The sequence below is a fragment of the Psychromonas sp. SP041 genome (assembly GCF_000470315.2).
GTDB lineage: Bacteria > Pseudomonadota > Gammaproteobacteria > Enterobacterales > Psychromonadaceae > Psychromonas.
The window spans coordinates 114110-136514 of sequence record NZ_CBRF02000006.1 but is presented as its reverse complement, the minus strand read 5'-3'; the positions used below and the strand labels follow the sequence as shown (position 1 = coordinate 136514).

General features: G+C 36.9%; 17 protein-coding genes and 2 pseudogenes. 5 read left to right on the top strand and 14 right to left on the bottom strand.

Translation table 11 applies throughout. From position 1 onward, the window contains the following. Positions 1-146: 146 nt before the first annotated feature. From cgtA to rplU, 3 genes are all read right to left on the bottom strand, one after another. Positions 147-1313 (bottom strand): Obg family GTPase CgtA, encoded by a 1167-nt coding sequence (cgtA, locus tag SP041_RS05215; protein ID WP_025563509.1) that lies wholly within the window; start codon positions 1311-1313, stop codon positions 147-149. 151 nt (positions 1314-1464) lie between these two features. Next, the gene (gene rpmA / locus SP041_RS05210; RefSeq protein ID WP_025563510.1) at positions 1465-1722 is read right to left on the bottom strand and encodes a 50S ribosomal protein L27; all 258 of its coding nucleotides are present in this window, start codon (positions 1720-1722) and stop codon (positions 1465-1467) included. A gap of 16 nt (positions 1723-1738) precedes the next feature. Beyond that, positions 1739-2050, bottom strand: coding sequence for a 50S ribosomal protein L21 (gene rplU / locus SP041_RS05205; RefSeq protein ID WP_025563511.1), 312 nt, complete (start codon positions 2048-2050; stop codon positions 1739-1741). A 754-nt stretch (positions 2051-2804) separates the two neighbouring features. On the opposite strand from rplU, the gene ispB reads away from it, so the two are divergent. Beyond that, entirely contained in the window at positions 2805-3776 is a 972-nt protein-coding gene (gene ispB / locus SP041_RS05200; protein WP_025563512.1) for an octaprenyl diphosphate synthase, read from the top strand. Between the two features lie 933 nt (positions 3777-4709). Here ispB and SP041_RS05195 read toward each other — a convergent pair. The 10 genes and pseudogenes from SP041_RS05195 to tsaE form a co-directional block, all read right to left on the bottom strand. Further along, the gene (locus SP041_RS05195) at positions 4710-6023 is read right to left on the bottom strand and encodes an adenylosuccinate synthase (protein ID WP_025565416.1); all 1314 of its coding nucleotides are present in this window, start codon (positions 6021-6023) and stop codon (positions 4710-4712) included. 175 nt (positions 6024-6198) lie between these two features. Further along, complete coding sequence (hflC, locus tag SP041_RS05190; protein ID WP_025565417.1) at positions 6199-7065, bottom strand: protease modulator HflC; 867 nt, start codon at positions 7063-7065, stop codon at positions 6199-6201. After that, a complete protein-coding gene (gene hflK / locus SP041_RS05185) occupies positions 7065-8252 on the bottom strand; it encodes an FtsH protease activity modulator HflK (RefSeq protein WP_025565418.1) in 1188 nt (395 codons plus the stop codon). The genes hflC and hflK overlap by 1 nt, the downstream gene beginning before the upstream one ends. A gap of 137 nt (positions 8253-8389) precedes the next feature. Continuing rightward, complete coding sequence (hflX, locus tag SP041_RS05180) at positions 8390-9721, bottom strand: ribosome rescue GTPase HflX (RefSeq protein ID WP_025565419.1); 1332 nt, start codon at positions 9719-9721, stop codon at positions 8390-8392. A gap of 134 nt (positions 9722-9855) precedes the next feature. Then, complete coding sequence (gene hfq / locus SP041_RS05175; RefSeq protein WP_025565420.1) at positions 9856-10083, bottom strand: RNA chaperone Hfq; 228 nt, start codon at positions 10081-10083, stop codon at positions 9856-9858. A 153-nt stretch (positions 10084-10236) separates the two neighbouring features. Next, entirely contained in the window at positions 10237-11172 is a 936-nt protein-coding gene (gene miaA / locus SP041_RS05170) for a tRNA (adenosine(37)-N6)-dimethylallyltransferase MiaA (RefSeq protein ID WP_025565421.1), read from the bottom strand. Position 11173: 1 nt separating this feature from the next. Then, positions 11174-13177, bottom strand: a complete 2004-nt coding sequence (gene mutL, locus SP041_RS05165; RefSeq protein WP_025565422.1) for a DNA mismatch repair endonuclease MutL — start codon at positions 13175-13177, stop codon at positions 11174-11176. Positions 13178-13195: 18 nt separating this feature from the next. Further along, positions 13196-13336 (bottom strand): annotated as a pseudogene (locus tag SP041_RS21155) (LysM peptidoglycan-binding domain-containing protein); the annotation flags it as partial. A 33-nt stretch (positions 13337-13369) separates the two neighbouring features. After that, positions 13370-15982, bottom strand: a pseudogene (locus SP041_RS21410) (LysM peptidoglycan-binding domain-containing protein); the annotation flags it as partial. Positions 15983-16056: 74 nt separating this feature from the next. Continuing rightward, the gene (gene tsaE, locus SP041_RS05140) at positions 16057-16515 is read right to left on the bottom strand and encodes a tRNA (adenosine(37)-N6)-threonylcarbamoyltransferase complex ATPase subunit type 1 TsaE (protein WP_025563754.1); all 459 of its coding nucleotides are present in this window, start codon (positions 16513-16515) and stop codon (positions 16057-16059) included. A 391-nt stretch (positions 16516-16906) separates the two neighbouring features. Between tsaE and queG the strand changes: the two genes are divergently transcribed. Then, a complete protein-coding gene (gene queG / locus SP041_RS05135) occupies positions 16907-18043 on the top strand; it encodes a tRNA epoxyqueuosine(34) reductase QueG (protein WP_025563756.1) in 1137 nt (378 codons plus the stop codon). Positions 18044-18303: 260 nt separating this feature from the next. Here queG and tsaD read toward each other — a convergent pair whose 3' ends face one another. Next, a complete protein-coding gene (gene tsaD / locus SP041_RS05130; protein WP_025563758.1) occupies positions 18304-19329 on the bottom strand; it encodes a tRNA (adenosine(37)-N6)-threonylcarbamoyltransferase complex transferase subunit TsaD in 1026 nt (341 codons plus the stop codon). A gap of 293 nt (positions 19330-19622) precedes the next feature. On the opposite strand from tsaD, the gene rpsU reads away from it, so the two are divergent. From rpsU to dnaG, 3 genes are all read left to right on the top strand, one after another. Continuing rightward, the gene (gene rpsU / locus SP041_RS05125; protein ID WP_025563760.1) at positions 19623-19838 is read left to right on the top strand and encodes a 30S ribosomal protein S21; all 216 of its coding nucleotides are present in this window, start codon (positions 19623-19625) and stop codon (positions 19836-19838) included. A gap of 18 nt (positions 19839-19856) precedes the next feature. Then, the gene (locus tag SP041_RS05120) at positions 19857-20300 is read left to right on the top strand and encodes a GatB/YqeY domain-containing protein (protein WP_025563762.1); all 444 of its coding nucleotides are present in this window, start codon (positions 19857-19859) and stop codon (positions 20298-20300) included. A 268-nt stretch (positions 20301-20568) separates the two neighbouring features. Continuing rightward, positions 20569-22311 carry a DNA primase gene (gene dnaG, locus SP041_RS05115; protein ID WP_037048546.1) on the top strand — a complete coding sequence of 581 codons (1743 nt, stop codon included), beginning with the start codon at positions 20569-20571 and terminating at the stop codon, positions 22309-22311. The last annotated feature ends 94 nt before the right edge of the window (positions 22312-22405 follow it).

Here is a 22405-nt window from a genome sequence, read left to right as displayed (position 1 = left end):
AAGTTGAGTCCTTTCGAAGAATAACTGAAAGAGGTTAATTAGAGTGATTGGTATAATCATATTATTTAAAAATCAATGACAAAAAAGCCACTTAGTTTTCACTAAATGGCTTCTCAATAAAGATAAATAATGGATGTTAGAAAAGATTATTCTCTAACGTAAATAACTTCCATCATTTCGTCTTCATCATCCCAATCTTCATCATCGATATGAACAGCACCTTCAACAGCATCAATCGCTGCTTTATGGTAATCATCCCATTGGAATTCAACTTGCTGACGCTCTTCTTCTGGTGTGAACTCTGTTGGTAACTCTTCAAGATACGCTACTAACTCTTTACATACGTCATGTGTACCTGTTTTAGAAATAGCAGCCACTTTATAAACTGGACCATCCCATTCAAGTGCATCTTTAACACGTTGCATCACTTCTTCAGCTTCATCTTCTAATAATAAATCAGTTTTATTAAAGACTAACCAACGTGGTTTAGCTGCCAATTTCGGGCTATGTTTCTTCAACTCTTCTAAGATAACCAACGCATTCTCAGCAGGATCACTTGCATCTGCTGGTAGTAAATCAATCATGTGTAATAACACACGACAACGCTCTAAATGACGTAAGAATCGAGTACCTAAACCAGCACCATCAGAAGCACCTTCAATCAATCCAGGAATGTCAGCAATAACAAAACTATTACCGTGTCCCATACTTACAACACCTAGATTCGGAATCAAGGTAGTAAACGGATAATCAGCTACTTTTGGTTTTGCAGCAGAAACACTTCGAATGAACGTTGATTTACCTGCATTAGGTAAACCTAACATGCCAACATCCGCTAATAATAATAACTCTAATAATAAGTTACGTACTTCACCAGGTGTACCTTCAGTCTTTTGACGAGGAGCTCGGTTAGTAGATGTTTTAAAACGTGCATTCCCTAGACCGTGAAAACCACCTTTAGCAACCAGTAATTTTTGGCCATTCTTAGTTAAATCACCAACAATTTCACCAGTATCATCATCACGACAACGTGTTCCTACAGGCACTTTGATAATTTTATCTTTACCACGAGAACCAGTACAGTCTGAAACTTGACCATTTTCGCCACGATCTGCATTATAAAAACGCACAAAACGGAAATCGATCAGCGTGTTTAAATTTTCATCTGCTTCAAGGTAAACATCACCACCATCACCGCCGTCGCCGCCATTCGGACCACCACGAGGAATATATTTTTCAGTACGAAAGCCAACGACTCCATTGCCACCGTCACCAGCGTCAACTTTAATCTTTGCTTCATCAACAAACTTCATTACAACCTCCAAAAAACATATTCGCTACTCAGTAGCGATGATTATACCCATTTCTATTGATCATAGATCACATTTTTTATTTTCAATAGAAATAGATAGACAAAAAAAAACCTCGCATTTGCGAGGCTTTTTAAAATTTGCTTCGAAAAAACTATTCAGCAACAATGCTCACGAATGAACGTAAAGGCATGCCTTTCTTTTCGAATTTAACAGTACCAGTCGCTTTAGCGAATAGTGTGTGGTCTTTACCTAAGCCAACATTCAGACCAGCGTGGAATTTAGTACCACGTTGACGAACTAAAATGTTACCAGCTAAAACAGATTCGCCACCAAAACGTTTAACACCTAAGCGTTTACTTTCTGAGTCACGACCGTTATTAGTACTACCACCAGCTTTTTTATGTGCCATTTTTAATAACTCCTAATTAAGCGTTAATCGCAGTAATTTTAATTTCTGTAAACCACTGGCGGTGACCAGCTTGCTTACGAGAATGTTTACGACGACGGAACTTAACAATTTTAACTTTCTTGCCACGACCGTGAGCTACTACTTCTGCAGTAACTTTACTACCTTCAACGTATGGAACACCAACTTTAACATCTTCAGCACTTGCTACTAATAGAACTTTATCAAATTCTACAGTTGCACCAGCTTCAACATCAAGTTTTTCCAAACGAAGAGTTTGTTCAACAGCAACACGGTGTTGCTTGCCACCACTCTGGATAACAGCGTACATGTTTCTTACTCCGTTCAGGCATCTCGTGTTGTTTTATTTCAAACATAACATCGAGAGCGCACTAATTAATCACAATGGACGCGGATTCTACAGAGACATTCTTACTTTGGCAACGAGTTTTGGTTAAAAAATTGCAATTAGTTTATTGCTTTATCTTTTAATCCTAAAACTTCAATAAAAAGCATTGTAAATCAATGCTATGAAGATCGTGATATCAAAGCTTATAGATAACATTTTTTTTAGTTTATTTAACAACCGAAAACAAAACAAAAAATCGGTATTTGGTAGTAAAAAACGAGTCAAAATAATGATTAACAGCGATTAATACAACACAGTAAAATAATGAATAATCTAGCTGATTTAATGACTGAATTTTAAGTACTATTCCCCTTCTTATCTATTGAAAATAGCTTACCAACAACCATTTAATAGTAAGGAAAGTCATTTGTAATCAAAAATTACCTTTCTTATTTTATTGTTAATCACTTTTTAGATGTTACTCGTAATAAAACTATTAACGTTCTTTAAACGTAGTTTTATTTTAGAATTCACAGTAAAAGTAAAAAAGAGCAAAAAAAACATTAAAAATGAACAAAATAACATACTAAAAATCAACTAAATAAAACTTAATTTAATACTTATTGATTAAATCATGATTAAGCGTTTGTTAATGCCGTTAGGGTGTTGAGATATGTTCAATAAACGGCAATAATACACGCATTATTTTCAAGACATCCAATGGGACTTTTTAGGCATGGATATTAAACAAATTCAGCAGCTTTCTTCAACAAACATGACTCAAGTAAATCAATTGATTACTGAGCAATTAAGCTCTGATGTTGCGTTAATTAATCAGCTTGGCTTTTATATTATCAATAGTGGCGGTAAACGAATTCGCCCACTATTAACTGTGTTAGCAGCACAAGCGGTAAATGTTTATAACCCAGAAATAACTAAACTAGCAGCCATTATCGAATTCATTCATACAGCAACCTTGTTACATGATGACGTAGTAGACGAATCAGATCTTCGTCGTGGTGAAAAAACTGCTAATGCATTATTTGGCAATGCAGCCAGTGTGTTAGTTGGCGACTTTTTATACAGCCGCTCTTTTGAGATGATGACTGAACTTGAAAACTTAAAAGTAATGAAAGTATTAGCGAGTGCAACTAATGTCATCGCTGAAGGTGAAGTCTTACAGCTAATGAATTGTAATAACCCTGATACGACTGAAAAAGTCTATATGGATGTTATTTACTTTAAAACTGCAAAATTATTTGAAGCAGCAACACAATTGGTTGCAGTATTAGGCAAACAAACGACAGAAGTTGAAACAGCTTTGCTTAATTACGGTAAATATTTAGGGACTGCATTCCAATTAACAGATGATGTTATGGACTATGCATCTGATGCCAAAGAAATGGGTAAAAACACCGGTGATGACTTAGCAGAGGGCAAACCTACATTACCATTACTTTATGCGATGCAACATGGTACAGACGCTCAGAAAGCTTTAATTAGAGAAGCGATTGAAAAAGCTAATGGCATGCAAAACTTTGATTTAATCATGCAAGCATTAAATGACACTAAAGCACTTGAATATACTAAACAACGTGCAATGGAAGAAGCTGATAAAGCCATTGAAGCGATTTCAATCTTACCTGAAAGTGATTACAAAGAAGCAATGATTAGCCTTGCTCATATTGCAGCTAATAGAACAAGCTAAGCAATAAAGAAGATACAGGATACAAAGAGAAAGATGTTCTTTCCTTTGTTTCCTTCTATCTGAAGTATCAACATTAGCTTCAAACACCTCTTACATTTCAAGCCCACCTCTCAGCTTCTTATTTAAGCTTGTCTCTTTGTTCAGAATTCCATTTCCCTATCTATACTCGCTATCATTCAAGGTGCAAGATTCATCAAGCGATGAAGTAATACCAAAAGAATTAATAAGGTGATCATTCTTGCTGGTTAAAATCACCCCTAACTGCGTTGTGAGTTTTGAAGTGAGAACAACTATCTCCTACAACTCACGCCTTATTAGTGTTAATTTTTCCTGCGCAATCTCTGATCACTTATTTAATTCCATTGGTATAAACAGACATTAGACATAAATAGGAAGATCTAACTGGTTTAATCGACACTTTCTAACAATGAAAGTGTTTACTTCTCCCCTTGCTCTCTAGGCCGTTAGCTTGAAAACTAACTCTGTCAATAAGGACTGGCTCTTGTCATTATGTTGCGCCTTAATTTGCAGTCCAAGCTAACAACTGAACAAAACACTTTGAACGCTAACGGGTATATTAATTATTTAGATTAAACTATTGATCATCTGTCGATAAACAAGCAACAAGCAACATAATCATTATGTCGCAAAAATTTAATGCAGAGAAAATAAGTCGATAGGGAAAAGATCAATAACCTTAACGGTGTGTCGCTCAGGAAAGTTATCAAAGCAATGACGGGTCACCAGAAGATGATTTAAGACGGAAACTCTCAGGGTTATATTAATCGATTTTTTATTCAAAATGGGTTCTAAACGGCGATGTAATATGAGGGTAATCCAGTGCAATTAAATCGCACCTTACATAAACAAAAAGCCCGTTATATTTTGCAATATAACGGGCTTTTTAAACAATCATTGTATTGATTAAATCAATTAGTTAAATGGGTTAACTTGAATAATTGTTTCGTTACGATCTGGACCAGTAGAAATAATATCCATTGGTATGCCAGTAATTTCTTCTAAACGCTTGATGTAAGCTTTTGCGTTAGCAGGTAGTGCATCGTAAGTTGTTACACCAAATGAAATTTCAGACCAACCAGGCATTGTTTCATAAACAGGAACAGCTTGTTCATAGCCATCAGCACACATTGGCGGAACATCAACGACTTTGCCACCCGGCATAGTGTAACCAGTACAGATTTTAATTTCTTCTAAGCCATCTAATACGTCAAGCTTAGTTAAACAAAAACCAGTAATACTGTTTAATTGAACTGCTCGTTTAATTGCAACAGCATCAAACCAACCTGTACGACGTAAACGACCTGTCGTTGCACCAAACTCATGGCCAATTGTGCCCATGTGGTGACCAGCAGGATCTAATTTATCGATACCATCATAAAGTTCTGTAGGGAAAGGACCTGAACCAACACGTGTAGTATAAGCTTTAACGATACCTAACACGTAATCAAGATGTGTTGGACCAAAACCACTACCAGTAGCTACGCCACCAGCTGTCGTGTTTGAAGAAGTCACGTAAGGGTAAGTACCATGGTCAATATCAAGCAGCGTACCTTGAGCACCTTCAAATAAGATGTTCTCTCCGCGACGTCGTGCTTTATCAAGTTCGTCAGTTACATCGATAACCATGCTGATTAATAGCGGTGCCATTTCAGTCATTTGAGCAAGTACTTCTTCGTAATTTACCGCTTCTACTTTGTAATAGTTAACTAATTGGAAGTTGTGGTATTCGATCACTTCTTTTAGTTTTACAGCAAATTTAGCCATATCGAATAAGTCATCTACACGTAAACCACGACGAGCAACTTTATCTTCATAAGCTGGACCGATACCACGACCGGTTGTACCTATTGCTTTATTGCCACGCGCTTTTTCACGCGCTACATCTAATGCAACATGGTAAGGAAGAATTAAAGGACAACCTTCACTGATTGAAAGACGTTCTTTGGCAGGAATGCCTCTTTCGATAAGCATGTTCATTTCTCTGAACAATGCATCTGGCGCTAATACAACACCATTACCAATGACACATTTTACGTTTTCACGCAGTATGCCAGATGGAATCAAATGAAGTACTGTCTTCTCTCCATCGATTACTAGTGTATGACCTGCATTGTGGCCACCTTGATAGCGTACAACCCATTGTGCTTTGTCTGTTAATAGGTCTACTACTTTACCTTTACCTTCATCACCCCATTGAGTGCCAAGAATTACTACATTTTTTCCCATCAGAATCACATATCTCTAGCGAATTGAGCGAGGATTTTAGCAAAGTTTAAACAGTTGAATCAATATCTTTGTTAATTAATACGCAGATAAATAATTTTAAATAAAAAAAAGGTCGATAAATCGACCTTTTTACAAGAGGTTACTGCCATTTTCACCAAAGGTGATGAGCGTCAGTTTATTGTTTAGACCCCATGAATTTAAAGAAATCAGAGTCAGGACTTAATACCATTACGTCTTGTTTGTCTGCGAAACTCTTTTGATAAGCTTGCATACTACGTAGGAAGGCATAAAAATCAGGATCTTTAGAGAACGATTTAGAGTAAATTTTAGATGACTCGGCATCACCACGACCACGTATTTCAGCAGATTCTTTATTTGCTTGAGCTAACATGATTGATACTTTACGGTCGATATTTGCGCGAATCACTTCAGACTTCTCTTGGCCTTCTGAACGATGTTCTCTTGCTACAGCTTGACGCTCTGCACGCATACGCTTGTAAATACTGTTACTTACACCATCAGGTAAATTAATTTTCTTGATACGAACATCAATCACTTTAATCCCTAATTCAGATGAACGAGCCATACGTTTAAGTGCTGTTTCCATCACTTCACCACGTTTACCCGACACAATATCTTTAATCGTATGAGAACCGATTTCGTTACGTAAACCATTATTAATTTTACGTTTCAATAATGCTTCAGCTTGAATTTTATTACCACCCGTTGATAAGTAATAAACCGCTAAATCATCTATTTGCCATTTAACATAAGAATCGATAATTAAATCTTTCTTTTCTGATGTTACAAAGCGATCAGGTTGGTCATCCAACGTTTGAATACGAGTATCCATAATACGAATAGAATCAATAAAGGGCACTTTAAAGTGTAATCCAGGTCCGTAAACGACTGGGTTATTATCACTATCACGTTTCACTTTACTGAATTGCATTACGATGCCGTTTTGGCCTTCAGATACAACAAATGCGCTGCTGATAAAAGCCAAAAACAAGATTGCTGGCAGTATTAATAATTTTTTCATTAGTCTCTCCCAGTAGTACGGGTGCTACGTGAATCTCGAACGCTAGTAGCAGCCTTTTCATCTAAATCTGCTTGTTCGTCGGCGCGAGAACGTGTTTCAATCTCAGTCTGAATAGGTAAACGAGAAGCACCATTAGCCGGATTACTCATTAATTTATCAAGTGGTAAGAAGGTTAAGTTGCCACCTGCTTTATTATCAATCAATACTTTAGAGGTATTACTTAATACTTTTTCCATTGATTCAATGTATAAACGTTGACGGGTCACTTCAGGATTAGCCTGATATTCAGGTAGTAACTGATTAAACTTAGCAACTGCACCTTGTGCTTTTAATACGATACCTTCTTCATAAGAACGAGCTTGTTGTTCAATACGTTTCACTTGACCACGAGCAATGGGTTCTTTCTCACGCTCATAGGCTTCAGCTTCACGAACAAAACGTTCTTCATCTTCTTGTGCAGCGATTGCATCATCAAATGCATCTTTAACCTGCTCAGGAGGACGAGTCTGTTGTAAGTTTACATCAAGAATTTGAACTCCTAAGTCGTAAGGTGCAATGATTTTATCAAGCATTTCCCACGTTTCTTGACGAACAACTTCACGGCCTGTTGTTAATGCATCATCCATTGTTGAATGACCAATAACAAAACGTAAAGAACTGTCTAACGCTTGTAATAAACTGTTATCAGGATTCGTCACACTAAATAAGTATTTTTCAGGTGAAACAATACGATATTGAATTTCCATCGATACTTGGACGATATTTTCATCTTCAGTCAACATAAAACCAGATGTTGGCAAAGTACGGAAAGCTTCAACATTAATTGGAATAATTTGATCTACAAATTTTGGATTCCAGTGTAAACCAGGATCTACTTGTGAATGGTAAGCTCCTAAACGTAGAACAACTCCACGGTCAGATTCTTTTACTGTGTACCAACCACTTGCAAACCAAACAAGTACAATGACAGTTAAGATAGCAATTGCAACAAACTTCCCACCGTTAGCGTTACCGCTACCACCCGTTGGGCCTTGAGTTGATTTTTTGCCAAACAAGCCACCTAAAAATCCAGATATCTTTTGAAATACAACATCTAGGTCAGGCGGACCTTGCTCATTCTTTTTATCGTTTTTGTTCCACGGGTCTTGATCTTTTTTATCATCTTTACCCGGTTCATTCCAAGCCATGTTAGCTCCTGATTTACTCATAAATTGAATTAATAAAATCTGTTTAATAATGAATCATTTAAAAGAATTTACCACCTACTCAAACTGTTACTGCAATGTAGCAATGTTCACTCTAATAATAAAGAGTTTATGACATATTAGGTCCATTCTTCCTTATCTAATTCTGCGACAGTTTGATAGTTATCATCCACTACAAACTCTTCTATATAATCGCCTTCTTGTTTTATCAGGCGCTGCCAATCAGTATTATTTAGACGAATATTAATAACACTATTACCATTTTCTGCATACGCTTCATTTTCAATACATTCTAATTGGTAGAATAATGCACGCAATTTACCTTGTGCAGGCGGTATTGATAATTGTAAAGAACGAATCTTTCCAGATAATAGACTGGTTAATGCATTAAATAAAAGATCAACACCTATATTTTTTTGAGCTGATAACCAAACTCTAATCGGTTGGCCTAATTCATCATAATCAATTCTAGGTTCAGCTTGTTCTAATGCATCAATTTTATTCATGACCATTAACGTAGGCACTTCGCCTGCATCAATTTCATTTAATACATCTTCAACTGCATCAACGTTAGCTAAATAGTTCTCATCCGAGCAATCAATGACATGTAAAAGCAAAGTTGCTTCACGTGTTTCTTGTAATGTCGCTTTAAAAGCAGCAACAAGATCATGTGGTAAATGACGAATAAATCCTACTGTATCAGCTAAAATACAGGTGCCTACATCATCAACAGTAATTTTTCGTAATGTAGGATCTAACGTAGCAAACAACTGATCTGCTGCATACACTTTTGCAGCAGTAATTTGATTAAATAATGTTGATTTTCCTGCATTGGTGTAACCAACTAAAGATACTGTTGGTACTTCATTACGTAAGCGAGATCGACGACCCTGTTCACGTTGTTTAGCTACTTTTTCTAAACGAGATTTGATAGTGGTAATACGCGCACTTAATAAACGTCTATCACTTTCAAGTTGCGTTTCACCAGGGCCTCGCATGCCAACACCACCTTTTTGTTTATCAAGGTGTGACCAACCACGAATAAGGCGGCTCGACATATAGTGTAATTGGGCAAGCTCAACTTGTAACTTACCTTCATAAGTTCTTGCTCGTTGCGCAAAAATATCAAGAATAAGCGCTGTTCTATCAAGCACTAAACATTCGCAAATCTTTTCCATATTACGTAATTGTGCTGGTGTTAAAGCATGATTAAAAATAACAATATCAGCTTCCATTGTACGCACTGTATCAGCTATTTCTTGCGCTTTACCAGTACCAACAAAATAACGAGCATGGGGTGATTTACGTGGGCCAGTTACGGTTGCAACTGAATTAACTCCGGCAGAACTGACTAGCAACTTTAATTCATCAAGATCTTCTTTATTATTTTCATCAGTAAAAGAAACATGAACTAAAACAGCCTGTTCACCGGCTTCATAACGATCAAACAATTAACTCTCCAATATATTGAATAGGAATTATAAATAGATATTAATCCTACCACAGCTTTAAAATGATTAGATAAAAAAATGGCCTGCCTGCAGGCAAGCCAATCTTATTGATATTACCAATATTAATAATTTAATTATTCTTCATGAGCAATAGTAGGAACAGCTCGTGAAGGAACGACTGTTGAAATTGCATGTTTATAAACCATTTGGCTCACAGTATTCTTTAATAGAATAACGAATTGATCAAAAGACTCAATTTGACCTTGTAATTTAATTCCATTAACTAAGTAAATAGCGACCGGAATACGTTCTTTACGTAGAGTATTCAAGAATGGATCTTGAAGAGATTGTCCTTTTGCCATTAGTTTGTCCTTATTATTCTTTTTATTGTATCCTAATGCCAGTATATCTAAGGGTTAGAAAAAAACCGAGCCAAAGACTAAAATTTTGATCCGTACCTCTTTCTATCCCTTTGTATTTGAGATAACTAACGACTAAATCCAATTTTATACTTCTTATAAAACCGATTTAACTTTTTCAAAATTATCTGGGCTGGCACTTTCTAACCAAGTAATGTTTTGTTTCCAACCTCGTAGCCAAGTCATTTGCCTTTTAGCTAACTGCCTAGTTGCTACAACACCTCTAAAACGCATTTCTTCATAATCTAATTTACCTTCAATATATTCCCACATTTGGCGATAGCCAACACAACGCATTGATGGTAAATCTAAATGTAAGTCGCCACGTTCAAATAAGTCTTTGACTTCTTGTTCAAATCCAGCCGTTAACATCAAATCAAAACGTCTTTCGATACGTTCATGTAAAACTGATTTTTCCGCAGGAGCAATAGTAAACTGATGTACATCAAAAGGAATCGGATCGCTCTTAATCGCGGTCAGCTCGGTCATACTTTTACCACTAATACGGTAAACCTCAATCGCTCTTGCTAAACGTTGCGGATCATTAACATGAATTCTCTCTGCCGAGACAGGATCGATAATACGTAATTCGTCGTGCAATGCTTGCCAGCTTGTTTCATTCACTTGTTGTTCTATCGCTGCTCTTATTTCTGCATCCGCACTAGGTAATGGTGATAAGCCTTCAACTAGCGCTTTATAATAAAGCATCGTACCACCGACCAATAATGGGGTATTACCTCTAGCAACAATTTCATGCATTAAACGCAATGCATCATCACGAAAATTGCCAGCAGAATAACTTTCTTTAGGATCGATAATATCAACTAAAAAATGGGGTGCTAATGCTTGTTCTTCTGCACTTGGTTTTGCAGTACCTATGTCCATTCCTTTATAAATAAGTGCAGAGTCCACACTGATAATTTCACAATGACACTGTTGTGCTAATTTAATCGCTAAATCTGTTTTCCCTGATGCGGTAGGCCCCATTAAAAAAATAGCTTTTGGAAATGGAGATAAACTGGTGTTGGACATACTACTGAATACCTTGTAATAACAATGATAAATTAGGTTGCTTAAAGCAGTTTTGTAAATGCTCTACTGATAATTTAACTAATGAATCTAAAATGGTTTCTATTTCAGATAATGGTAATATTTTTGCAGATTCATTGTCGGCTAATAAATGGCTCAATTGATCACACAGTAACTTAATATGTAACTCATCATCCTCATTCTTGTTTGCACCTGAACCATTCTCTTTTGAGTAGCTCTTTTCTGATTTATTAGCATCAAGATACTCAAATAATGTTGGTAAAATAGCCGCAATTGGCGCATGTCTAAAGGCAGCAGGAACTTGGCTAACGATCACGAATTGAGATTGAAACTTATAAGTGAAGCCTAAACGATTTAATAACGAGGCAGTTTGCTGAGCGATATCCAACATTTCAGGCGTTAGTTTAAAACGAACCGGTAGCAATAACGGTTGTGAAATTACTTCCCCGTCTTGCCATGCGCTATATAATCGTTCAGACACCAATGCTTTATTGGCTGATGTTAATGACATTAATAACAACCCATTATTAGATAACTCACACCAAGCCGGAAAAACAGGTTGTATTAGCAAATGCTCAGCATCAATCATACTAATCACATGAGCCGCTTTTTGCTGGATACTTTTACTGTCAAAGGACGGTGCTGAAGGAGCAATATTTTGTTGGTACGCTTCAGCGACAAAATCACAATAGGCCTCAACTTGTTGATGATCTAATTGAGGACGTGGAACCGCCCCTGAGTAATTTCCTTGACCATAGCTATTACCTCTACTACTTCCTTGCGAGTTATCATAACTATCATGACGACTATGATTGCTACTTCCTTCATAACTGCCGTTACTAACATTGTTAGCGTTACTCGGATTATGGTGAGCACTTGAACCTTGCTCATCATTATTGATATTAGAGGGTGGTTGATAAGCATGTTCTGAAACGCGTTGATTACCCGCTCCTTGCACATTATCTTCGTCTAGCTCATGCCCTAACAGAGAACTATCACTTAACGTTGTATTTAATGTACTGCTAATAAAGTCATGTACCCAGCGTGCTTGATGGAACCTAACTTCATGTTTAGCAGGATGAACATTCACATCCACCTCTTTAGCATCACATTCAATATAGATAATGTAACCAGAAAACATGCCTTGCGGTAAAAAATGCGCATAAACCTGTCTAATCGCATGATTGACTAATTTATCGCGAATCATTCGTCCATTAATATAACAATATTGAACATCCGCCAATGGCCGAGGAGATAAACGGTCGGACACCCAACCAGAGATTTTTAAGGCTTGATCCGCTGTTTCAAAAAAGACGGCATGTTGCATAAACTGTTCACTACAGATCGCCGCAATTCGCTTTTCTTGTTGGGCTTGCTCTGGCGCTGCACGATATTGTCTGATGACTTTATTATTATGCTTTAAGGAAATGGCAATATCGAAACGACTCAACGCAATACGTTTAATTAACTCATCAATATGTTGAAATTCAGTTTTCTCTGTTTTTAAAAAGCGACGACGAGCAGGCGTATTAAAAAACAAGTCCAAGACTTCAACTGTCGTACCCTGTGGATGGGCAGCAGGTTGAACGCTCACTTGCATATCACGGCCTTCAGCAACCGCTTGCCATGCTTGATCTTGATCGGCAGGTTTTGAAGTAAAAGTTAAACGAGAAACAGAGCTAACACTGGCTAATGCTTCGCCCCTAAAGCCTAAACTTACAATCGCTTCGAGATCATCTAGGTGACTTATTTTACTTGTCGCATGACGGCTTAAAGCAAGTGTTAACTGCTCTTTACCTACGCCATACCCATTATCTTTAATGCGTATGCATTTAGCACCGCCCTGCTCAATCTCAATATCAATACGGGTTGCGCCGGCATCTAAACTATTTTCAACTAACTCTTTAACCACTGAAGCGGGTCTTTCAACTACTTCACCCGCGGCTATTTGGTTAGCTAATCGTGCAGGTAATATCTGAATAGGCATGATAATAAACTCGTAAAACTAACTAACAGGAATGGTTAACACTTGGCCAATAGTCAACGATTTTGAGCGTAACTTATTCGTCGACATAATTGCACTGGTCGTTGTACCGTAGCGTTTAGCAATCACTGACAGAGACTCGCCACTACGTACTTTATGTTTTTTAATTACAAAATTAGACGATGGTATTTTTAATTTTTGACCGACTTTTAATGCGTTAGAGCGCAAGTTATTAAACTGTTTAAGCTGTCGTGTTGTTATATCGTATTGATTAGCAATCACTGATAACGATTCTCCGCTACTTACTGTATGTGAAGCAGAATGAGTTGGAACAACATAATTTGAACTTGGAATTTTTAATGTTTGTCCTACCAGTAATCGAGAAGAGCTCAAGTTGTTATACGCTTGAAGCTGTTTAGAAGATCGACCATAACGTTTTGCAATAACAGACAGTGACTCTCCACTTTTCACTTTATGCAGTGTAGGCTCTGGTGCATTCACTACTTTTTCGACTGCTTTAACACTGTTTGAATTAGGTATCTTTATTTTTTGGCCAACGTATACAGTCGTCTTTTTCAAATTGTTATAAGCGACTAAATCAGCAGTACTTTTATTGTATTCTCGGGCGATCAAAGATAAAGCTTCTCCAGCTTTCACGGTATGAACGACTGGCTTTTGAACCACTTTTTTAGCTGGTTGTTGAGTGACTGAAGTTTGAACCGTTCCACCAGGGATTTTAATCTTTTGACCAACGTATAAAGACGTCTTTTTCAAATTGTTATAAGCGACTAATTCCGCGGTACTTTTATTGTATTCTCGAGCGATCAAAGATAAAGCTTCACCTGGTTTCACTGTATGAATGACTGGTTTTTCAACCGTTTTTTTAATTGGTTGTTGAACCGCTAAAGATTGAGTCGTTTCCCCTGGGATTTTAATCTTTTGACCAACATATACAGTGGTCTTTTTTAAATGGTTATAAGTAACCAGATCTGATGTACTAAGGCCATACTCGCGGGCTATCAATGACAAGGCCTCACCTGATTTCACCGTATGCACAGAAGGATTTCGAACAACTCTTTCAACAATGTCAGGTGTTGATGAAATAACAACTACTTGATTTTGTTGCGAAGAAGATGAAGCGGCATCGCCTGGTATTTTTATTTTTTGACCAACGTATAAAGACGTCTTTTTCAAATTATTATAAGCGACTAATTCCGCAGTACTTTGATTATATTCATAAGCAATCAAAGACAAAGCTTCACCGGCTTTTACAATATGTGTACGTTCTTTTTGAACAGGTTGTTGTACTACTGAAGACGGCTCGTTACTGCCTGGAATCTTGATTTTTTGCCCAACCAGTAAAGATGTTTTTTGTAATTTATTATGAGCAACTAATCCCGCAACCGATTGATTATATTTATTAGCAATAATAGACAATGACTCACCGCGTTGTACTACATGCGTTGTTGCTTTTTGGTTTTGCGCAATACTTGGTTGCGAGCTGACTTCAGATTTATCTGCCACCATATGGTAGTTTTCAGGAATGCTTAAGACTTGGCCAATACGTAAAGCACTAGACTTTAAATGGTTAAAGTCTTTCAATTTAGCACTGCTAACACTATAACGCCTTGATAAAATTGAAAGTGATTCACCGCTGCGCACGGTATGTTTAATGGCACGTTTCTTCTGTGCAAATAAACTACCTTGTGGTGGTTTCTCACTAAAATGAGTATAAATACCTTTGAAGACCGCATTAGCAATTTTGTTTTGAAATTCAGCTTGATTCAATAAACGCTCTTCAGTGCGATTAGTAATAAACCCAGCTTCCACTAAAATGGATGGGATATCAGGCGATTTCAATACCGCTAAACTTGCATGTACAGGCTCTTTTTTATGCATAGTAGTGATTTTAGAAAGCTCATTAGTCACTAAACTACCAATGTTAAAACCAACGCCCATGGTGTTACCCATGGACATATCTAATAACATTTTATTTAAGAATGGCACACTGTCAGAATCTTGAATCAAATCACCTGCGCCGCCTAACAGCTCTGATTGTGCTTCATTTCTCTCCATCCAGCGTCCTAACTCAGTAGTCGCTCTTCGGTTCGACAACACCCAAACAGATGCTCCTTTAGGGCGACTTGAGGTAAACCCATCAGCATGAATAGAGACTAAGAAATCGGCTTTACCTTTACGAGCAATCTCAGAACGTTTATTCAAGTTAACAAAGTAATCACCCGTTCTAATTAAGAAAGCCTGCATGCCTCTTTGGCCATCAATCACTTTTTTTAAACGTTTCGCAATTTCTAATGTTACTTTTTTTTCATAACTGTATTTACCTAAAGCACCGGGGTCATCCCCGCCATGCCCAGCATCAATCGCGACAATAATATTACGGCCATTAGGCGTTGCTGAAATTTGGTTAGGCACTCTTGTCGCAATCGTTGGCAAATCGATCACTAGACGGTGACCATAAGGTTTTGCAGGTGGTAAGCTGAATATTTTAGCTTTACTGACTTCTTTTAAATCAATAACCAACCTGAAAGTATTCGCTTTAGCCGTTTTACTTTCTCTAATGTCAGTGATTAATTTACCTTTATTTTTAATCGCTTTTAAGTTGGCTTTGTTGGTTGTCCCTGTAAGGTCAATCACTAAACGGTCAGGATTAGTCAGGTAATGGGTTTCATATTGAGGTTTATTGCTGAGATCAAACACAACACGAGTATTATCCGGAGAAGGCCATGTACGAACGCCTTTCAATTCAGTTTGTGCAGCAGAAACACTTAAACTGATGCTTTGAATCATCAATAAGCTGCACCAGAAAAGCACTCTCGAATGGGATAATCGCTTTAATAATATCGTGAAGGTTTGCTTTATCATCATAAGTTATTTAATACTCTTAAACCATTTTTTGTATTTGCTTGTAAGGTAATTTCACGTTGTTCGCCAACATAAACAAGCGTTAAATCGATATCTGCGTTAGGCAAGAACCCTACACCCCGTTCAGGCCACTCAACTAAAGAATGGCTTGTTTCACCAAAGTAATCGCGGATCCCCATAAATTCTAACTCTTCAGGATCTGATAAACGATATAAATCAAAATGATACACTTGCCAGTCAGCAAGCTCATAAGGTTCAACTAAAGTATAAGTTGGGCTTTTTACATTACCAACGTGACCTAGGCCTTGAATGAACCCTCGCGTCAATGTAGTTTTCCCAGCGCCTAAATCGCCGTGTAAATAAATACAAGTTGCAAGCTCACAGGCTTTACTTAAACGTTGGCCAAACAAAACCGTTTGTTCTGCATCTTCTAATTTTTCTTTTAATATATTCGACATTGAGTTTTATTAACTTCCAATATAAGTAACCGATTTAGGTAAATAGTGCCATTTAATAACATAGTGTTAAGTAGCCATCATATCCTGCAAAATAACCATATCAATAAATAAACAGCATTAAACTATTATTTTCAATAGTATCAGAAAGCATATAGACCTCACTACCCCTAGCAAAGTTCGCTTTAAAGCTGCTCTATCATAAACTAAGTCACCTGTTAAAAAACAGTACTTTTAGTCACTCAAAAAATATAACGAGTATGATAAACTGACACTTATAAAAGATGCTTAAATAACGAGCCCTTATTTTTAATTTAAAGTGAATAATTCAAAGTAAATAATGAAAAATAATCAACACATTGAAAATACATCACCAACAGACTCAATTCCCCAAGTGACTTTATCTGAAACAGCGCTTTCTGAACTTGCAGATAATATAAAAAAATGGGGAAAAGCGTTAGGTTTTCAAAAAGTGGGTATTACTGATATTGACCTTAAAGATCAAGAAGCTAATTTACAAACATGGTTAGATAATGATTACCACGGCGAAATGGATTATATGGCAAAACACGGAATGAAACGTGCTCGTCCTGAAGAACTATTGCCAGGAACAGTACGTGTTATTTCTGCTCGTATGGATTATTTACCCGATGATGCGCAATTTGCGTCAAACCTAGAAGATAAAGACCTCGCTTACATTAGTCGTTATGCACTGGGCCGCGACTACCATAAAGTACTACGCAAAAAGCTAAAACAATTAGGCGATAAAATTCAAAGTGAAGTAAAAGCATTAGGTTTTCGACCTTTTGTTGATAGCGCACCAGTATTAGAACGCCCATTAGCAGAAAAAGCAGGATTAGGCTGGGTTGGGAAACATTCGTTATTGCTTGATAAAGAGTCTGGATCTTGGTTTTTTATTGGTGAGTTATTAGTTGATTTAGCATTACCTGTCGACAAACCACAATCTAACCAATGTGGTCAATGTGTTGCGTGCATCAAGATTTGTCCAACTCAAGCTATTGTTGCACCTTATGTTGTGGATGGAAGACGCTGTATTTCATACCTGACTATTGAATTACAAGGTGCTATTCCTAATGAGTTTCGTAAAGCGATTGGTAATCGTATTTATGGTTGTGATGATTGCCAATTAATTTGCCCTTGGAATCGTTTTGCAGAAACCACTGAAGAATCCGACTACCAAGCGAAAGATTTTTTACAAAACCAATCCTTAGTGAGCTTATTCGGTTGGTCTGAAGAAATTTTTTTAAAAAATACAGAAGGATCTCCCATTCGAAGAATAGGTCATCAACGTTGGTTAAGAAATATAGCAATAGCCTTAGGCAATGCACCGAGCAGTATTGAAACAATCACAACTTTACAAGATAAACTAGCAACAAGTGATGATGAGATGGTCAATGAGCACATTGAATGGGCGTTATCAGAGCAACAACAAAAATTACCGATGAATATAGATAGATTAAATAATCGTTTAATTAACGCCGTTAAAAAAGGCTTACCAAGAGATGCCTAGTTTAGATACTTAACTTAGAGACTTAATTTAGATAATTAGTGTAGGTACTTACATTGGAAAGGTTAGTCAGTTTGATTGATTTAGTTTGATTTAATTTGTTGCTAAGACGAAAACACGAGTATTTGAGGTTATCAGCAATAATGATAAGTAGTGTTTAAGCAAGTTAACTAGCTTAAACACTACTTTCTAAATATAGGTTTTCTAAATATAAGCTTTCTAATATAAATTTTCTAAATATAGACTGTCTAAATATAGGTTATCTACTGCGAAGCATTGACACTTTCTAAATCTTGTAAAGGCCAACGTGGTTTCGCTTTTATTTCTAACCCTTGCGTGTGCCCTGCTTTAAGACGTTGCATCCCAGCATAAGCAATCATTGCACCATTATCGGTACAAAATTCACTGCGAGGATAAAACACTTCACCGCCTAACTTTTTCATCGTAGCAGCAAGTTGTTCACGTAAAGCCGTATTGGCACTAACACCGCCAGCAACCACTAAACGTTTCAAGCCAGTCTGTTTTAAAGCACGCTTACATTTTATTGCAATCGTATCAATAACCGCTTCTTGAAAAGCATAAGCAATATCAGCTTGTGTTTGAGCATCTTTACCTTCACGTGCAATCGTAACAGCTGCAGAGGTTTTTAAACCACTAAAGCTAAAGTCTAAACCAGGTCTATCAGTCATCGGACGTGGGAACTTAAAACGACCAGCAATACCTTGCTCAGCCATTTTAGCTAAACGTGGTCCGCCGGGGTAATCCAATCCTAATAATTTAGCTGTTTTATCAAAAGCTTCACCAGCAGCGTCATCAATACTTTCACCTAATAAAGTATATTCACCAATATCATCAACTTGGACTAATAAGGTATGCCCACCTGACACTAATAATGCAACAAACGGAAAGTCAGGTTTATTCTCTTCTAACATAGGCGCTAGTAAGTGACCTTCCATGTGATGTACTGCGATTGCAGGCTTATCCCACGCAAAAGCTAAACTACGACCAATACAAGAGCCTACTAACAGCGCCCCTACCAGACCAGGCCCAGCAGTATAAGCAATGGCATCTATGTCATCTTTAGTACAGTTAGCCAGTTCAAGTGCTTCTTTAATAAGCGGAATTGTTTTACGAACATGATCTCGAGAAGCTAATTCAGGAACAACACCACCATAATCAGCATGTAACTTAACTTGACTATATAATTGGTGAGACAATAAACCTTGTTGATCATCATAAACGGCAATACCCGTTTCATCACATGATGTTTCAATGCCCAAAATTCGCATAATAAACAACCTCATAGCAGTAATATCAGGCTAACTTAAGAGACGTTACCCAGATAAAATAAAAAACTAAATAAAAAATTAAACGCATTCTAGCGGAAAAGCACAGTAAAGATTGCTTTTTTTAACGATCTTCATTATAAAATGCAGATCTGAAGATCATTAGGATCTTTATACTTTTTTAATTAAAATTAATGCGGAATTTCTTTACATTATCCCCTAAATAGGATTAAAATCTCGCACCAATTTAAATGCACTGGTCAATTTACGACCGTAACCATAAAGGTAATAGGCATATGCCAGTAATTAAACTTCGTGAAAACGAACCATTTGACGTAGCACTACGTCGTTTTAAACGTTCTTGTGAAAAAGCAGGTATCTTAGCAGAAACACGTAAACGTGAATTCTTCGAAAAACCTACTACAGTTCGCAAACGTGCTAAAGCAGCAGCTGTTAAACGTCACTTGAAAAAACTTTCTCGTGATAACGCTCGTCGCGTTCGTCTATACTAGAATAGTTAAAGGTTCTCGATGTCTTTAAAAATAAGATTACAAGAAGAGCAAAAGCTTGCAATGCGCGCAAAGGATAAAGTCCGTTTATTGACTATCCGCTCATTAATAGCCGCTGTGAAACAAATTGAACTCGACGATCAAGTTGAGCTGAATAACGATGCTGTTACGGCAGTTTTAGTTAAATCAGTAAAACAACGTAAAGATTCAATTAGCCAGTTTGAAAAAGCTGACAGACATGATCTTGTTGATATTGAAAAAACAGAACTTGCTATCTTAGAAGAGTTTTTACCTCAAGCACTCACTTCGGAAGAAGTTGAAACACTTATCAAGCAAGCAATAGCATCTTCTGGTGCACAAGGCATGCAAGATATGGGTAAAGTGATGGGGCTACTCCAAAAAGACATTCAGGGAAGAGCAGATATGGCTCAAGTTAGTTCGCTTGTAAGAGAAAACTTAAAGTAGACATCACTCCTCGTCTCTGATTAAAAAAGCCCCAGCTTAATTTAAGTCTGGGGCTTTTTTGTTTTAATAGATAAATTTGTAAAGTAAAAAACTAATCCCTTAAGGTTTATTAGTTATTATTCCTAGCATTAACCGTTTCAAATAAATATCAATATTGATTGAACCAATGACAGTAAACTTCTCTCTATAATATATTCAGTTTAGTTATCTTGTATCGTTATAATAGTAACGAGTATACTACTGACTTTTCTACCTACAGGACTCAAAAATGGCTGGCCGTATTCCTAAAAATTTCATTGACGATCTAATCTCACGCACTGATATCGTTGATGTAATTGACAGCCGCCTTAAATTGAAGAAAAAGGGCAAAAGCTACCGTGCACGCTGTCCTTTCCATAATGGTAATAACGATTCAACTTTCTCAGTAAGTCCAGATCAACAGTTTTACCATTGTTTCAATTGTGGTGTCAGCGGTAACGTTTTATCTTTTTTAATGGAATATGACGGTATTGAGTTTGTTGATGCGGTTGAAGTACTAGCAGAATCATTATCCATTGACATACCTCGAGAAGATTCAGGACAAACACAATCAACACCCACTTACGTTGACAGAAAAGATCTTTATCAATTAATGGGTGACATCACTCGTTTTTACCAGCAACAACTGCGTACACATAGTAATAGCGAAAAAGTGATCAATTACCTAAAAAGTCGAGGCTTATCAGGTCAAACAGCTAAATACTTTCAAATTGGTTATGCCCCTGATGGTTGGGATGAAGTACGCAAAAAGTTTGCAATAAACAAACAAACTGAACAGCAATTAGTTGATGCAGGTATGCTGATCAGTAAAGATAGTGGTGGTAGTTACGATCGCTTCCGTGACCGCTTAATGTTTCCAATTCATGACAGACGTGGTCGAGTCATTGGTTTCGGTGGACGCGTTTTTGATGATACAACACCAAAATATTTAAACTCACCTGAAACACCTATATTTCATAAAGGCAAAGAACTTTATGGTTTATATCAAGTCAAACAATACAAGAAAGACGTTCAACGTATCTTAGTCGTTGAAGGTTATATGGATGTAGTTGCATTAGGGCAGTTTGATATTAACTACGCCGTTGCATCTTTAGGCACAGCGACCACGCCAGATCATATTCAATTATTATTTAGACAAACCAGTGAAGTTGTTTGTTGTTTTGATGGTGATAGTGCAGGACGAACAGCTGCCTGGCGTGCACTTGAAAATGCCCTGCCCTCTATTCAAGATGGCAGAACATTACGCTTTATGTTCCTACCTGACGGAGAAGATCCTGATAGTTTAGTGCAAAAAGAAGGTAAAGCCTTTTTTGAAAAGCTTATCGATCAAGCAATGCCTTTATCTGATTTCTTATATCAGCACTTATTATCACAAGTTGATATGCGCAGTGCCGATAGTAAATCAAAATTAGCACAGCTAGCAATTCCATTACTCACTAAATTACCTGATTCAGTGTTTAGACAAATGATGGAAACACGCTTAATTAGCTTATTAGGCATTGAAAAAGAAGGATTAAAAAAATTATTACCTGCCGCTACAACAGTTGAAAGAAAGCAAACATCACAAAAAATAACACCGATGCGTTTAGCGATTTCTCTATTACTACAACAACCAAAAATGGCTTATCAATTACCTGAAATACCTGAATTTAAAGAGATACAAATACCTGGGATAAATCTTTTGAATACACTACTTGAAATGTGTAGAAATGCCCCCCATATAAATACAGGGACGTTAATAGAGCATTGGCGAGGTTATCCCGAAGAAAAACAATTAATTACCTTAGCAACTTGGGATAATCAAATAAAAGAAGATAAATATGAAGAGTTTTTCTTTGATATATTAGATACTTTTTTATCAAAATACTTCACCCAACGTATTGAATTTTTGAAACAAAAGTCCAGACAGGGCGAGGTTTTAACAAAAGAGGAAAGAGTGCAACTAGCACAACTTTTCATAGAACAAAAATAAGATTAATGGGATTAGCATAAAAATCAATTTAAGCGTATACTCGAGCGCTTATATTTTTTCCCATTTACACCACATTTTACGACTACTTTTTGGA